Source organism: Mycobacterium sherrisii, from assembly GCF_002102355.1.
GTDB lineage: Bacteria > Actinomycetota > Actinomycetes > Mycobacteriales > Mycobacteriaceae > Mycobacterium > Mycobacterium sherrisii.
In genome coordinates, this window is the sequence record NZ_LQPT01000072.1 from 160,611 (window position 1) to 175,183 (window position 14,573).

A 14,573-nucleotide genomic window follows, 5' to 3' on the forward strand; every position below is an offset into this window, starting at 1 on the left:
CCGGGAACGCACACTCGCCAGTACGGCCCGGTGGCCGGGCCGCCGGTCACCAGGCGCGGTCGAGATCCGCGTGCTGACGGATCCAGGCGTGCATCGCGATTCCCGCGGCGACGCCGGCGTTGATGCTGCGCGTCGAGCCGAACTGGGCGATCGAGACCGTGATGGCCGCCGCCGACCGGATGTCGTCGGTGATCCCCGGCCCCTCCTGACCGAACACCAGCAGGCATTCCCGCGGCAGCGCGGTTTGCTCCAGCCGCGCCGCCCCGGGCACGTTGTCCACCGCGACCACGCCCAGACCCGCGACCCGCGCGAACTCCGTCAATTCCGCGGTGCTGTCGTGATGGCACAACCGTTGGTAGCGATCAGTCACCATGGCGCCGCGGCGATTCCAGCGTCGCCGCCCCACGATGTGCACGGTGTCGACGGCGAACGCGTTGGCGGTGCGCACCACCGACCCGATGTTGGCGTCGTACCCAAAGTTCTCGATCGCGATGTGCAGTGGATGCCGGCGGGTGTCGATGTCGGCAATGATCGCCTCCCGCGTCCAATACCGGTAGGCGTCTACGACGTTGCGAGTGTCGCCGTCGCGCAACAACATTGGGTCATACCGCGGGTCGTCGGGAGGGTCGCCCTGCCAGGGGCCGACGCCGGCGGCCGGTTGAGCCGCCCATTCGGTGGGGCCGGGTTCGGTCATCGCTGGGTCCATACCCCGGCATGCGTCCCGACGATCGCCACCGTCGCATAGAGCAGAGCCTGATTGATCTCGCCCTGGGTGCACAACGAGGCGGCCACGTGCACCGCGTCCCGCGAGGCCTCGGGCAAGATCAGCACCGACGACCCGTACACCGCGCAGGCCGGGTTCAGCCCCGGGGCGGGCAATGTCGGCGACGCGAGCAGCATCATCGGGCCGCCGCGCCGGGCGGAGTCGTCGCGGTAGCGCGCCGCGACGGCCTCGGCGTCCAGCCCGAGCAGCATGTAGCCGTTGCCGGTGAAGGCGCCCGGATCGCCGAGCTGCGCCCGGGTCACCGGCGTGCCGTCGGCCCGCCACGCCGACAGGCTGGTGGTCTTGACGACCAGGCCGGTGTCGTTGACGTTGGTCGGCATCAGGCCCACCGGGAAAGCGGCCGGGTAGGCCGCCGAGGTATCGGGGATGCGGTCGCGGGTCGAGTAGCTGTACACGCCGCGCACCTGGCTGCGGTCTTTCAGCGGGCCGAGGCACACGGTGCCGGTCAGCCGCTCGGGCGGCGCCCGCAGCGGCGACGGGATGTCGTGCACGGTCGTTAGGGCCTTGTCACAGCTGCCCAGCCCGTCCGACTCCATCGGGTGGGCGAGCGCACCGTAGAGCCCGAACCGGATGTCCTCGGGCTTGGTGTGCGGCGCCTTGGGGTCCGTCGGCGACGCGTCGACGTCGACCAATACGTAGTCGCCGCCCCAGCGCAGGTTCGACACCGCCATGTTCCAGCCCAGCAATGCCAGCGATTCGCCCAGCCGCACGGCCTGGGCGCCGTACGGCGCCGCGGCGCGACCGGAACCGGAGCAGCCCGCCAGGCAGACGGCCAAACAGGCTGCTATCGCAAGGAAAGTGCGCACAGCGGTGACGGTCCTAGCTCAACCCCAGATCGGCCAGGCCCAACACGCTGCGGTACGGCAGTCCCTCGGCCTGGATGGCTTCGGCGGCGCCCGTGGCGCGGTCCACCACCGTGGCCACGCCGATCACCTCACCGCCCGCGTCCTGGACGGCGTGCACCGCGGTCAACGCCGAACCGCCGGTGGTGCTGGTGTCCTCGACCACCAGCACCCGCTGGCCCGACACCTCGGAGCCTTCGATAAGCCGTTGCAGGCCATGGGTTTTCACGGACTTACGCACCACGAAGGCGTCGATTGGACGACCGGGGGCGTGCATGATGGCGGTGGCGACCGGGTCCGCGCCCAGGGTCAGGCCGCCGACGACGGCGTAATCCCAGTCCGCGGTGAGTTCGCGCATCAGCGCACCGATCAGCGCCCCGGCCCGGTGATGCAGGGTGGCGCGGCGCAGATCGACGTAGTAGTCGGCTTCTTTGCCCGCCGACAGCGTGACGCGCCCGTGCACGACCGACAGCCGTCGCACCAGTTCGGCCAGTTCCGCACGGTCAGCTTCGGACACGGCCTTATCCGCCCTTTAAGTGTCTACCGTTGCAGCGCAACAGGATTCAGTGATGGAAGTTGGGGGCCTGCTGGCCGTTGCGCTCGGTCGACGGTGGGCGACGGATCGCCTCGGTACGCCCCTCGTCGCGGGGGGCTGGCTCTGGGGCGCGCCGAGCGGCCTGCGGATCCGAGCCCACCAGCCCGGACGCATCCCGCGCGGAACGACGCGGCGGCAACTCCGCCCGTCCCGCCGGGGCCAGCGGGCGGCTCGGCGCGGCGGTGCGAGGTCCGGCCGGGTCGTCAGTTTCGGCGGGCGCCGGCGGCAACACCCGCAACAGATCGTTGAACTGGCGGACGGTGCGCAGCCCCTCGTCCCACTGGGTGCGGGTGCTCGACACCGGCATCGCAACCAGCGTCCAGTGCTGCTCGTTCCACATGATCTCGGCGGAATCCGGAGCGGTGTGCGCGAAGGTGACCATCCGCCGGTCGCAGGCCCGGCGGGCCGCGTCCAGGTTGGTGGAGTACACCATCCGCGGGCCGATCGCCCCGAGCAGCCAGATGTCGCTTTCGCGTGGCTCTTTGAGACCCTTGAGGCGCAGGTCGACGACGACGTTGGTGCCCACCTTGCGGTGCAGCGCGATCACCGTCGCGACTTCCTCGAGGTCGAAGATGTACACCGCCTCACCGCGGATTTGGCCCAGCACGACATTGTGGGCGGGTACATCGCCCACCGTCGACATCACCCCGCGCTTCCAGCGCTTGAGGATCTCGGTCGACTCGCGCTCGTAGTCGAACCCGTGCGAGCGTGCCCACGACCTGCGCCGTCTGCTGCGCCCGCGGCGTCGATCGATGTCGACGTACAGCAGCACCACCGCACCGACGAAGCACAGCGCGGAGAGCGTGAACCAGAGCGGGACCATCCTAGGTAGCGTATCTGCTATCGGACCGGAACCGAGAATGCGACCAGGTCACAACCACATTAAGGTTTGCTGATCCGCGTAAGGTTCCCGCCATGGTGTACCAGGGCTACCAGCTCATTCGCGTGGCCGTCGCCGACGGTGTTTGCCGGGCCACGATCGACAACCCCCCGATCAATTTGCTGGACGCGCCGCTGCTGCACGAGATCGACCGGCTGACGCGTGCGGTCGCCGCCGACGACGGGGTGCGGGTGCTGGTCGTCGACTCCGCCGACCCGGAAATCTTCATCGCCCACGCCGATGTGGGGTTGATCCTGGATCTGCCCGCTCTGCAGACCGGCGAGGACGTCGGGCCGCACCAGGAGCTGTCGCTGTTTCACGCCGTGACCGAGCAGGTCCGCACGCTGCCGAAGGCCACGATCGCGGTCATCCAGGGCGTCTGCCGGGGCGGTGGCTGCGAGTTCGCGATGGCGTTCGACATGCGCTTTGCCGCACGCGACGCGACGGTGCTGGGTCATCCGGAGGTCGCGCTCGGGATCATCCCCGCCGGTGGCGGCACGCAACGGCTGCCCCGGCTGATCGGCCGTGCACGAGCGCTCGAAGTCATCCTCGGCGGCACCGATGTCGACGCCGCGACCGCCGAATCCTGGGGATATTTGAATCGGGCGCTGCCGCCGGATCAACTCCGGCGGTTCGTCGACAAGCTGGCCGCGCGCATCGCCTCCGCGCCCGCGTCGGCCATCGCCAACGCCAAGCGGGCGGTCGACACCGCGGCCACCGAAGAACTCGCGGCCGGCCTGCGCATCGAGGATCAGCTGTTCCGCGAGACACTAGCGCAGCCGGCCGCCCGGCAACGACTCGAGGCGGTAATCGACGCCGGCGCCCAGACCCGCGACTTCGAGCTGGGCTCGAGCTAACCGCACGCCGAACGTGCTCTGGTGGCGAGATCGCCGCCCAATCCCAGCCATGAGAGCACGTTCGGCGCCAGGGGTTTAGCCCAGAATCAGGCTGTCACCGCCGGGGCTGACGTTGACCGGGACGGTGTCCCCGTCGTGAACGTCGCCGGACAGCAGCAGCTTGGCCAGCTGGTCGCCGATGGCCTGCTGCACCAGCCGACGCAGCGGCCGGGCGCCGTACACGGGGTCGAAGCCGCGTTGGGCGAGCCACTGCTTGGCCGGCAGCGACACCTCGAGGGTGAGCCTGCGCTGCGCCAGGCGCTTGGCCAGTTGCTGGAGCTGGATGTCGACGATCTGCACCAGCTCGCCGGGCTCCAAACTCTGGAAGATGATCACGTCGTCGAGCCGGTTGATGAACTCCGGCTTGAACGCCGAGCGCACCGCCGCCATCACCTGCTCCTCGCTGCCGCCCGACCCGAGGTTGGACGTCAGGATCAGGATGGTGTTGCGGAAATCGACCGTACGGCCTTGCCCATCGGTCAGCCGGCCCTCGTCGAGGACCTGCAGCAGCACGTCGAACACATCCGGGTGCGCCTTTTCGATCTCGTCGAACAGGATCACCGTGTAGGGCCGCCGCCGCACCGCCTCGGTCAGCTGGCCGCCCTGGTCGTAGCCGATGTAGCCGGGCGGGGCGCCGACCAGTCGGGCCACCGAGTGCTTCTCGCCGTACTCGCTCATGTCGATGCGGACCATGGCGCGTTCGTCGTCGAACAGGAACTCCGCCAGCGCCTTGGCCAGCTCGGTCTTCCCAACGCCGGTCGGACCGAGGAACATGAACGACCCGGTCGGCCGGTTGGGGTCGGCGACCCCGGCCCGGGAGCGCCGCACCGCGTCGGACACCGCGGTCACCGCCTTCTTCTGACCGATGACGCGCTTGCCCAGCTCCTCCTCCATGCGCAGCAGCTTGGCGGTCTCGCCCTCGAGCATCCGGCCCGCCGGGATGCCGGTCCATGCCGACACCACGTCGGCGATGTCGTCGGGCCCGACCTCCTCCTTGAGCATCACGTTCTCGCGGGCCTCGGCCTGGGGCAGTGCGGCGTCGAGCTTCTTCTCCACTTCGGGGATGCGCCCGTACCGCAGCTCGGCGGCCTTGGCCAGGTCGCCGTCGCGCTCGGCGCGCTCGGACTCCCCGCGCAGCACCTCCAGCTGCTCCTTGAGCTCCCGGACGACGTCGATCGCGTTCTTCTCGTTCTGCCACCGGGTGGTCAGCTCGGCCAGCTTCTCCTTCTGGTCGGCCAGCTCGGAGCGCAGTTTTTCCAGCCGCTCCTTGGACGCCTCGTCCTCCTCCTTGGCCAGCGCCATCTCCTCGATTTCGAGGCGGCGCACCAGCCGCTCGACCTCGTCGATCTCGACGGGCCGGGAGTCGATCTCCATCTTCAACCGCGATGCGGCCTCGTCGACCAGGTCGATGGCCTTGTCCGGCAGGAAGCGGGCGGTGATGTAGCGGTCGGATAGGGTGGCCGCCGCGACCAGCGCGGAGTCGGTGATACGCACCCCGTGGTGCACCTCGTAGCGGTCCTTCAGCCCGCGCAGGATGCCGACGGTGTCCTCCACCGACGGCTCGCCGACCAGCACCTGCTGGAAGCGGCGCTCCAGCGCGGCGTCCTTCTCGATGTACTTGCGGTACTCGTCGAGCGTGGTCGCGCCGACCAGGCGCAGCTCGCCGCGGGCCAGCATCGGCTTGATCATGTTGCCGGCGTCCATCGCGCCCTCGCCGGTCGCGCCGGCGCCGACGATGGTGTGCAGCTCGTCGATGAAGGTGATGATCTGCCCGGCCGAGTTCTTGATGTCGTCGAGGACGGCCTTGAGCCGCTCCTCGAACTCGCCGCGGTACTTGGCGCCGGCCACCATCGACCCGAGGTCGAGTGCGATGACGGTCTTGTCGCGCAGGCTTTCGGGCACGTCGCCGGCCACGATGCGCTGGGCCAGACCCTCGACGATCGCGGTCTTGCCGACGCCGGGTTCGCCGATCAGCACCGGGTTGTTCTTGGTGCGCCGACTCAGCACCTGCACCACGCGGCGGATCTCGTTGTCACGCCCGATGACCGGGTCGAGCTTGCCGTCACGAGCCCTGGCGGTCAGGTCGGTGGAGTACTTCTCCAGCGCCTGATACGTCGCCTCGGGGTCGGGGCTGGTGACCCGGGCGCTGCCGCGGACCTTGACGAAGGCATCGCGCAGCGCCTGCGGGGAGGCGCCATGGCCGGTAAGCAGCTTGGCGACGTCGGAGTCGCCGGTGGCCAGGCCCACCAGCAGATGCTCGGTCGAGACGTACTCGTCGTCCATCTCGGTGGCCAGCTGCTGGGCGGTGGTGATGGCGGCCAACGATTCGCGCGACAGCTGGGGCTGCGAGCTGGAGCCGCTGGCCCGGGGCAGCCGTTCGAGCAGGTGCTCGGTTTCGGTGCGGATGGTCGCGGGCTCGACGCCGACGGCTTCCAACAGCGGCGCGGCGATTCCGTCGTTCTGGGTCAGCAGCGCCAGCAACAAATGAGCGGGCCTGATCTCGGGGTTACCGGCGGCGCTGGCCGCCTGTAGGGCTGACGTCAGGGCCGCCTGCGTCTTGGTGGTCGGGTTAAAAGAGTCGCTGGCCAACCGAGACACCTCCGTTCGGGGTATAGGGAAAATGCTTGTCGCGTTGTTCAACGTCGTCAAGGTTGAGTCTGTTCCGCTCAAGTTTATGTTTTTTGGAGGAGTTTTGCACGACGGAGGCGTCGACCCCGGGCTGGCGCCGCCGCCCCGGCCGATTCCGGTCGCCTTTCGGCTGGCCGAGGCGCTGCCTTTTCGCTGGCGCTACGTCTGGACGCTGTTTGTGGTCGCGATCGCGCCGATCGCGCTATGGCTGCAACTGCCGGGCGCCTTCGCCGGCGCGGCGGTAGCCACCCTGCTCGCGATCTACGCGATCCATCTCTACCGCGCGCGGATTCGACTCCGGCTACTCAAATGGGGACGCGTCGCGACCGTCACCGGCACCGAAAAGCTTTCCCGTGCACAACATTTCAACACCCGGCTGCCCATGGCGCGGGAGTGGACCGTCACCCGGCTGCGCTGGAGCGGTCCCAACACCCAAACCAAGGTGTTCTTCACTCTCGACGGCCACCGAGGCGAGCTGGTGATGCGCGGGCGGGAGTACGTCGACGGGGTGATCCTCGCCGACCAGCGCGATCCGGCGCGGGCCCGCTGCGTGACCGCCTTCGCGTACGACCTCGACCGCGACGAGACCGGCAACTGGGTCGGCACGTTACGGCCCGGCCTGTGGGTGGCCATGGCCTGCTGGTTGGTCATCGTGGTCGGCTGGCTGACCCTGGCCGGGCTGGCGGCCGCCGGGTTCCGGACCAACCTCGCCGGTGACATCCCGTCCGAAAACGTGCCCGCGGCCGGCACACTGCAGGTCAGCGGGTCCGGGATGAAGAGAACGGTGCCGTGCAACGGCGGCTATTTGTCGGTCAGCGGGGTGTCCAACACCGTTATCGTGACCGGTCACTGCACCAGCGTCAGCGTCGCCGGCAAAGAAAATCGCGTCACGATCGACAGCGCCGACGCGATCAGCATCTCGGGTGTGGGCAACGTGATGACCTACCATTGGGGCTCGCCGCTGATTACCAACACCGGAACGTCGAACACCGTCGGTCAGGGCTGATGGCGGCGCCTCCTGCCGACTTAGAATCGGGCCGCGTGGGCTTAGAGGACTCCGATGCGCTGCGAGTACTGCGCGACGCCCTGGCCCCCGACACCTCGGGCGCCGAACTGGTGCGCGCTTTCTATACCCACTGGTTCGCCCTCGACGTCTCGCTGCGCGACCTGTTTCCACCCGAAATGGACGCTCAGCGAGCGGCTTTCGGTCACGCACTGCACTGGGTTTACGGCGAGCTGGTAGCCCAGCACGCCGCGGAACCGGTCGCCTTCCTTGCTCAGCTGGGTCGGGACCACCGCAAATATGGCGTGCTGCCAACGCATTACGAGTCGTTGCGGGCCGCTCTGCTCACCGCGTTACGCAGGCAGGTCGGCGACGCGTGGACCGAGGCCGTCGACGACGCGGCCCGCCAGTCGCTCAACCTGATCACCGGGGTGATGAGTGGCGCCGCCGACGCCGAGGAGGGTCCCGCATGGTGGGACGGCACCGTCGTCGAACACCATCGGGTCTCGCGCGACCTTGCGGTCGTGCGGCTGCGATTGGACCAGCCGATGCACTACCACCCCGGCCAGTACGTCAACGTCCACGTCCCCCAGTGCCCGCGGCGCTGGCGATTCCTCAGCCCCGCCATCCCGGCCGAGTCCGATGGCGGGATCGAGTTCCACGTCCGGCAGGTCCCCGGCGGGTTAGTGAGCACCGCGATCGTCAACGAGACACGACCCGGCGACCGCTGGCGGCTGTCCAGCCCGCACGGTGGGCTGCACGTCGACCGGGGCGGCGGTGACGTCCTGATGGTCGCCGGCAGCACGGGCCTAGCTCCGCTGCGGACAGTGATCATGGACCTGTGCCGGTACGCGGAAAACCCTCGGGTGCATCTATTCTTCGGCGCGCGCTATCGCTGCGAGCTCTACGACCTGCCGACGCTGTGGCAGGTCGCCGCGCACAATCCGTGGCTGTCGGTCTCGCCGGTGTCGGAATACAACAACGACCCCGCCTGGGCAGCCGACTATCCCGATGTGACGCCGCCGCGCGGTCTACACGTCCACCAAATCGGCCGACTGCCCGAGGTGGTCACGCGATACGGCGGATGGGGCGACCGACAGATCCTGATCTGCGGCGGGCCGGCCATGGTCGATGCGACCAAGGCCGCACTGATCGCCAAAGGCGCCCCGCCCGAGCGCATTCAGCATGATCCCTTGAGCCGCTAGGTCTGACGGCGCCGACCCGCCGCGCGCGGCTAGGCTGACCGAGTGCACGTGGTGACCCTGCGCGACCCCGCCTCCTCGCTGACCGCACAGTTCGTGCCCGACGCCGGCATGATCGGCACCTCGCTGACCGACGACGGTGTCGAGCTGCTCGGCCAGCGGCGCGGCCTGCAGGCCTACCTCGAAGCCGGCAAGACAATGGGCATACCGATCCTGTATCCGTGGGCGAATCGATTGGGCGGCAACACTTATACGGCCGAGAATGTGACCGTCCAGCTGACACCGGGCGAAAACGGCGTGCGGGCCGACCCCAACGGGCTCCCCATCCACGGCACGCTGGCCGCCTACTCGGGATGGCGGGTGGTCGCCGAGTCCACCAACGAGCTCACCGCCGAGGTGGACTTCGGCGCCGACGAGCGACTGCTGGCCAGTTTCCCGTATCCGCATCTGCTGACGGTGGGGGTGCGGCTGGCCGAGCGGAGCCTGACGGTGCGCACCACCGTCACCGCGACCGGGGACACCGCCGTCCCGCTGTGCTTCGGCTTCCACCCCTATCTGCAGGTGCCGGAAGTGCCCCGCAGCCAATGGCTCATCGAGACTCCTCGGCTGCGGCATTTGACCCTCGATGACCGCGGCCTGCCCACCGGGCAAACGTCGGCGCAGCCGGCAAAGCAAGAACTGTTGGGCGACAACGCTTTTGACGACGCCTACGACCAGGTTGGCGACGGTGCGGTGTTCGCGGTGTCCGGCGGCGCGCGCCGGCTGGAGGTGCACTTCGAGTGCGGTTACGCGGCGACTCAGATCTTCGCCCCGACGCACGAGGACGTGGTGTGCTTCGAGCCGATGACGGCTCCGACCGATGCGCTCAGCCGCGGCAGCTACGGCAGCGTCCGCCCCGGCGAGTCGGCGCCCGCCCAGTTCGCCATCCGCGTCGCCTGATCAGCCGCGCGACTTCCGGGGCTGCCACACCACCAGCGCCGTGCTTTTGGGCACCACGGCGACCTCGCGCCGTTGGTTCGCACGCAGCGCGGCGATCTCCTCGGCCATCTCCTTGACCCGCGACTGCAGCGCCTCGACCTGATTGGTCAGCTCGATGATGCGCTTGATTCCGGCCAGGTTGACGCCCTCGTCCTGTGACAGGCGCTGCACCTCGCGCAGTAGTTCCACGTCGTGCTGCGAATAGCGGCGCCCGCCACCGGAAGTGCGGGTCGGCGTGACCAGCCCGAGGCGGTCGTAGGTGCGCAGCGTCTGGGCGTGCATGCCGGCGAGTTCGGCCGCCACCGAGATCAAGAAGGTCCGCGCCTCGTCGCGCTTGGAGTTCTTGGCCATCAGCGGTTACCTGCCCATCCGGCCCGCGGATTGAAGCCGCTGGCCCGCTCGGCTTCCGCGTACGCCTCCAGCGCCTCCTGGGCGGCGCCTTCCAGGTTCGGCGGCACAGCAACTTTCACGGTGACCAGTAAGTCACCATGGCCGCCGCTGCGCTTGGGCACGCCGCGCCCACGCACCCGCAGGATGCGTCCGTCCGCCGTGCCTTTGGGCACCCGGACGCCGACCTTCCCGTCGAGGGTGGGCACGGAAAGTGTTGACCCCAAAGCCAATTCGCTGAAACTCACCGGCACGGTCACCGTCAGGTCGTCTCCGTCGCGGGAGAAGACCTTGTCCGGTCGCACGTGCACCGTCACGTACAGGTCACCCGACGGCGCTCCGCGCAGTCCGGCCTCACCCTGTCCGGGCAGCCGGATCCGTTGCCCGTCTTCGACTCCCGGCGGAATCCGCACGTTGATGGTGCGGGTCCGGGTGGTGACACCGGTGCCCTTGCACTCCTCGCAGGGGTGCTCGATGATCGAGCCGCTGCCCCGGCAGTCGGTGCACGGCTCAGAGAACCCGAACGCCCCCTGGTTGCGACTGACCACGCCGGACCCGTTACAGGTCGGACACACCTTCGGGCTGGTACCCGGACGTGCGCCGCTGCCATGGCAATTCGTGCACGGCGCCGGGCTGGTCAGCCGCAGCGGCATCGCAACGCCCTTGGCGGCCTCGATGAAATCCAGCTCGGTCTCGGTCTCCAGGTCGTTGCCGCGCCGCGGGCGGCTGGGCCGGGTACCCGCACCGCGCCCGAACAAGCCGCCGAAGAGGTCGCCGATGTTGGCGCCCCCGCTGCGGCCCGCGGCGTCGAACAGATCGTTCAGATTGAATTCGGCGCCGTCAGAGCCGCCCACGTTGAAGCCACCGAACCCGCCACCGTCGAACCGCCGACCGCCGAAGCCGCCGCCGGCGAACAGCCGCCGGGTTTCGTCGTACTCCTTGCGTTTAGCGGGATCTGAGAGCACGTTGTGTGCCTCCGACACCGCTTTGAACCGTTCGCCGGCGGCGGGATTGTCGGGATTCGCATCCGGGTGCAGATCACGCGCCAGCTTGCGATAGGCGCGTTTGATCTCTTCGGGGCTAGCGTCGGAGGAGACGCCCAGCTCCTTGTAGAAGTCCTTTTCGACCCATTCACGCTGGGCCATGTCGCGTCACCCCCTCCCACCTTTCTCGTTGTTGTTCGTCTCTCGTTGTTGTTGGTCCTGATTCTGTGCCTTATTCACCGGCGGCGGCAGCGTTATCGCCCGTGTCGTGTGATTCGGCCGGCGCGGGCCCGGCCGCGCCAGCCCCTTCGCTGTCATCCGGGATGGTGTCGACGACGCCGACCAGCGCGTGCCGCAAGACGTTCTCGCCCAGTTTGTAGCCCTGGCGCATGACCGTGCCGATTACCGGTTTGGCACCCTCGCCGCCGTCGCCCTCATGCTGGACGGCCTCGTGCAGCACCGGGTCGAAATCCTCGCCCTCGGCGCCGAACGCGACGAGACCGAGCCCGGTCAGCGCGCTGTCCAGCTTGTCGGCGACCGACTTCAGCGGACCCGATTCCAGATCGCCGTGTGAGCGGGCGCGTTCGAGATCGTCGAGCACGCCCAGCAATTGGGTGATCACGGTGGCCTTGGCCCGATCCGCCGCGGCCTGCTGATCGCGCAACGCCCGCTTGCGGTAGTTGGCGAAATCGGCTTGCACCCGTTGCAGATCGGCGGTCAGCTCGGCGACCTTGCCGGCGCCGTCATCCGTCGCGGACTCCGTCGGGGCAGCCCCTCCCGGCCCCGCATTGGCAGGGCTGGGAGGGGCGCTGCGCACTTCTCCGGTCTCGGGATCAATCCGCCGCTTGTCGGTCACGGTTACCGGTTCCTGCGGATTGCTTTCGCTCACTTGGCCTCCCGGTCGTCGTCGACCACCTCCGCGTCCACGACATCGTCAGCGGAGGCGGATGAACCGCCAGTCTCTGCGCCGCCGGCTTGCGCCCCGGCCGCCTGGGTGGCTTCGTAGATCGCCTGACCCAGCGCCTGGGACTCCTGGCCCAGCTTCTCCATCGCCGCCTTGATCGCGGAGATGTCGGTGCCGCCCAATGCGGACTTGGCCTCGGCCACCGCAGCGTCAACCTTGTTGAGAGTGTCCTCCGGGACCTTCGAACCGCCCTCGGCGCTGCGCTGTTCGGCGACGAATTTCTCCGTCTGGTAGACCAGCGTCTCGGCCTGGTTGCGAACGTCGGCCTCCTCGCGGCGCTTGCGGTCCTCCTCGGCGTGCGCCTCGGCGTCCTTGATCATCCGGTCGATCTCCTCCTTGGACAGGCCGGAGCCTTCCTGGATTTTGATCGTGTTCTCCTTGCCGGTGCCCTTGTCTTTCGCGGTGACGTGCACGATGCCGTTCGCGTCGATGTCGAAGGTGACCTCGATCTGCGGGACGCCGCGCGGGGCCGGCGGGATACCGGTCAGCTCGAAGGAGCCGAGCAGCTTGTTGTGCGAGGCGATTTCGCGCTCACCCTGATAGACCTGGATCTGCACCGAAGGCTGGTTGTCGTCGGCCGTGGTGAAGGTCTCCGACCGCTTGGTCGGGATCGTGGTGTTGCGCTCGATCAGCTTGGTCATCACGCCACCCTTGGTCTCGATACCCAGGCTTAGCGGCGTAACGTCCAGCAGCAGAACGTCTTTCACCTCACCCTTCAAGACACCGGCCTGCAGCGCGGCACCGACGGCCACGACTTCATCGGGGTTGACGCCCTTGTTGGGTTCCTTACCGCCGGTCAGCTCCTTGACCAGATCGGTGACCGCCGGCATCCGGGTGGAACCACCCACCAGCACGACGTGGTCGATCTCGGACACCGAGATACCGGCGTCCTTGATCACCGACTGGAACGGCTGACGGGTGCGGTCGAGCAGATCCTGCGTGATGCGCTGGAACTCGGCGCGAGTCAGCTGCTCGTCGAGGAACAACGGGTTCTTGTCGGCGTCGACGGTGATGTACGGCAGGTTGATCGAGGTGCTCTGCGAACTGGAGAGCTCGATCTTGGCCTTCTCCGCGGCCTCACGCAGCCGCTGCATGGCCATCTTGTCCTTGGTCAGGTCAATCCCGCTGGTGCCCTTGAACTTATCCACCAGCCAGTTGACGATGCGGTCGTCCCAGTCGTCACCACCGAGGTGGTTGTCACCACTGGTGGCGCGTACCTCGACGACACCCTCGCCGATCTCGAGCAGGGACACGTCGAACGTGCCACCACCGAGGTCGAAGACCAGAATCGTCTGTTCCTTCTCACCCTTGTCCAGGCCGTACGCCAGCGCGGCCGCGGTCGGCTCGTTGACGATGCGTAGCACATTCAGACCGGCGATCTGGCCGGCCTCCTTGGTGGCCTGGCGCTGGGCGTCGTTGAAGTACGCGGGCACGGTGATGACCGCGTCGGTGATGTCCTCACCCAGGTATGCCTCGGCGTCGCGCTTCAGCTTCTGCAGGGTGCGGGCGCTGATCTCCTGAGCGGTGTACTTCTTGCCATCGATCTCGACGGACCAGTCGGTGCCCATGTGCCGCTTGACCGAACGGATGGTGCGGTCGACATTGGTGACGGCCTGGTTCTTGGCGGGCTGCCCGACGAGCACCTCGCCGTTGCGTGCGAACGCGACGATGGACGGCGTCGTCCGCGAGCCTTCGGAGTTGGCGACGACGACGGGGTCGCCACCCTCGAGCACTGCGACGACGGAGTTGGTGGTCCCGAGGTCGATACCGACCGCACGAGCCATAGTGATTCCTCCTGATTGAGTAGAGCTTCTGTGGTGCCACTATGCTGAGTGAACCCCGCTCAAGCCTGCCCTCGCGGGCGTCGACCTGTCAACCCAGTATTGAGTCTGGGACACTCAACTTGTCACCAAGCCTAACGACGGGTACCGCGGGCTTGTTCCCGGGGCGGGCATTTTTGTAGGAAGTCGCTCATCGTGTCCAAATCCCACTTTCGTGTCCACACCGCGCCCCAAGCTGTGTTGTTGTCCCAGTTTCGTGTCCCTGGGGGGTGGTGATACGACACAACACACTTGTGCCGCGTCGGATCAGAGCTTCTCGCCGCAGCCCTGTAGCCGAGTGCCTCGACCCGGCGTTGAAGATCGTGTTTGGAGTACATAGCCACGGCGCTTCCTTAGCGCCACTTCTTCGCTTGACCCAAGAGGGCTCGCTGCCCAGTGAACGCAACCGTCGAGTCCATGTTGTCTACGGTCACGTAATTCCCCAGGGGCTGCGGTCACGTAATTCCCCAGGTTCAGGCGCTGCTGTGGGACTGTCAGATAAACGGTGGATCTGACTCGGCATCGGTTAGTTGCCAGTCGGAGTGATCCGGCCGTTGAAGGTGATCGCGAACGCGTTGAGTGCGGGCTTCCACCTCATTGCCCATCGTGCC

The 14,573-nt window shown here is 67.9% G+C and carries 13 protein-coding genes; 4 read left to right on the forward strand and 9 right to left on the reverse strand.

Annotation, left to right across the window (positions count from 1 at the left end):
- Nucleotides 1-46: 46 nt before the first annotated feature.
- Genes AWC25_RS12875 through ttfA form a run of 4 tightly spaced genes read right to left on the reverse strand, consistent with a single transcriptional unit; the run spans nucleotide 47 to nucleotide 3,044 of the window.
- The gene (locus AWC25_RS12875; protein WP_069401245.1) at nucleotides 47-694 is read right to left on the reverse strand and encodes a TrmH family RNA methyltransferase; all 648 of its coding nucleotides are present in this window, start codon (nucleotides 692-694) and stop codon (nucleotides 47-49) included.
- Nucleotides 691-1,590, reverse strand: coding sequence for a hypothetical protein (locus tag AWC25_RS12880; RefSeq protein WP_069401244.1), 900 nt, complete (start codon nucleotides 1,588-1,590; stop codon nucleotides 691-693). Before AWC25_RS12880 ends, AWC25_RS12875 begins: the two co-directional genes overlap by 4 nt.
- A 13-nt stretch (nucleotides 1,591-1,603) precedes the next feature.
- On the reverse strand, nucleotides 1,604-2,143 hold the full coding sequence (gene pyrE / locus AWC25_RS12885; RefSeq protein ID WP_085166894.1) for an orotate phosphoribosyltransferase: 540 nt from the start codon (nucleotides 2,141-2,143) through the stop codon (nucleotides 1,604-1,606).
- 46 nt (nucleotides 2,144-2,189) lie between these two features.
- On the reverse strand, nucleotides 2,190-3,044 hold the full coding sequence (gene ttfA, locus AWC25_RS12890; protein ID WP_069401242.1) for a trehalose monomycolate transport factor TtfA: 855 nt from the start codon (nucleotides 3,042-3,044) through the stop codon (nucleotides 2,190-2,192).
- Nucleotides 3,045-3,136: 92 nt separating this feature from the next.
- Between ttfA and AWC25_RS12895 the strand changes: the two genes are divergently transcribed.
- A complete protein-coding gene (locus AWC25_RS12895) occupies nucleotides 3,137-3,958 on the forward strand; it encodes an enoyl-CoA hydratase/isomerase family protein (RefSeq protein ID WP_069401241.1) in 822 nt (273 codons plus the stop codon).
- A 75-nt stretch (nucleotides 3,959-4,033) separates the two neighbouring features.
- Here the strand turns inward: AWC25_RS12895 and clpB are convergent, their stop codons facing one another.
- The gene (gene clpB, locus AWC25_RS12900) at nucleotides 4,034-6,586 is read right to left on the reverse strand and encodes an ATP-dependent chaperone ClpB (RefSeq protein ID WP_069401311.1); all 2,553 of its coding nucleotides are present in this window, start codon (nucleotides 6,584-6,586) and stop codon (nucleotides 4,034-4,036) included.
- A 103-nt stretch (nucleotides 6,587-6,689) separates the two neighbouring features.
- Between clpB and AWC25_RS27380 the strand changes: the two genes are divergently transcribed.
- From AWC25_RS27380 to AWC25_RS12915, 3 genes are read left to right on the forward strand one after another with little or no spacing between them, the layout of a single operon-like run.
- Nucleotides 6,690-7,631 (forward strand): DUF3060 domain-containing protein, encoded by a 942-nt coding sequence (locus AWC25_RS27380; RefSeq protein ID WP_244899504.1) that lies wholly within the window; start codon nucleotides 6,690-6,692, stop codon nucleotides 7,629-7,631.
- 35 nt (nucleotides 7,632-7,666) lie between these two features.
- Nucleotides 7,667-8,833: an FAD-binding oxidoreductase gene (locus tag AWC25_RS12910; RefSeq protein WP_069401240.1), complete on the forward strand. Its 1,167-nt coding sequence runs from the start codon at nucleotides 7,667-7,669 to the stop codon at nucleotides 8,831-8,833.
- A 42-nt stretch (nucleotides 8,834-8,875) separates the two neighbouring features.
- A complete protein-coding gene (locus AWC25_RS12915) occupies nucleotides 8,876-9,769 on the forward strand; it encodes an aldose 1-epimerase (RefSeq protein WP_069401239.1) in 894 nt (297 codons plus the stop codon).
- Here the strand turns inward: AWC25_RS12915 and AWC25_RS12920 are convergent, their stop codons facing one another.
- The 4 genes from AWC25_RS12920 to dnaK all read right to left on the reverse strand — a co-directional run bounded on the left by AWC25_RS12920 (nucleotide 9,770) and on the right by dnaK (nucleotide 13,926).
- Nucleotides 9,770-10,159 carry a heat shock protein transcriptional repressor HspR gene (locus tag AWC25_RS12920; protein ID WP_069401238.1) on the reverse strand — a complete coding sequence of 130 codons (390 nt, stop codon included), beginning with the start codon at nucleotides 10,157-10,159 and terminating at the stop codon, nucleotides 9,770-9,772.
- A complete protein-coding gene (gene dnaJ, locus AWC25_RS12925) occupies nucleotides 10,159-11,340 on the reverse strand; it encodes a molecular chaperone DnaJ (RefSeq protein WP_069401237.1) in 1,182 nt (393 codons plus the stop codon). Before dnaJ ends, AWC25_RS12920 begins: the two co-directional genes overlap by 1 nt.
- A 70-nt stretch (nucleotides 11,341-11,410) precedes the next feature.
- Complete coding sequence (gene grpE, locus AWC25_RS12930; protein WP_069401236.1) at nucleotides 11,411-12,067, reverse strand: nucleotide exchange factor GrpE; 657 nt, start codon at nucleotides 12,065-12,067, stop codon at nucleotides 11,411-11,413.
- A complete protein-coding gene (dnaK, locus tag AWC25_RS12935; protein WP_069401235.1) occupies nucleotides 12,064-13,926 on the reverse strand; it encodes a molecular chaperone DnaK in 1,863 nt (620 codons plus the stop codon). Before dnaK ends, grpE begins: the two co-directional genes overlap by 4 nt.
- Between the last annotated feature and the right edge of the window lie 647 nt (nucleotides 13,927-14,573).

Bases quoted from the DNA above. Each gene is read 5' to 3' on its own strand.
- ttfA (WP_069401242.1), bottom strand. From the start codon at position 3,044: ATGGTCCCGCTCTGGTTCACGCTCTCCGCGCTGTGCTTCGTCGGTGCG.
- dnaK (WP_069401235.1), bottom strand. From the start codon at position 13,926: ATGGCTCGTGCGGTCGGTATCGACCTCGGGACCACCAACTCCGTCGTC.
- AWC25_RS12875 (WP_069401245.1), bottom strand. From the start codon at position 694: ATGACCGAACCCGGCCCCACCGAATGGGCGGCTCAACCGGCCGCCGGC.
- dnaJ (WP_069401237.1), bottom strand. From the start codon at position 11,340: ATGGCCCAGCGTGAATGGGTCGAAAAGGACTTCTACAAGGAGCTGGGC.
- AWC25_RS12920 (WP_069401238.1), bottom strand. From the start codon at position 10,159: ATGGCCAAGAACTCCAAGCGCGACGAGGCGCGGACCTTCTTGATCTCG.
- AWC25_RS12895 (WP_069401241.1), top strand. From the start codon at position 3,137: ATGGTGTACCAGGGCTACCAGCTCATTCGCGTGGCCGTCGCCGACGGT.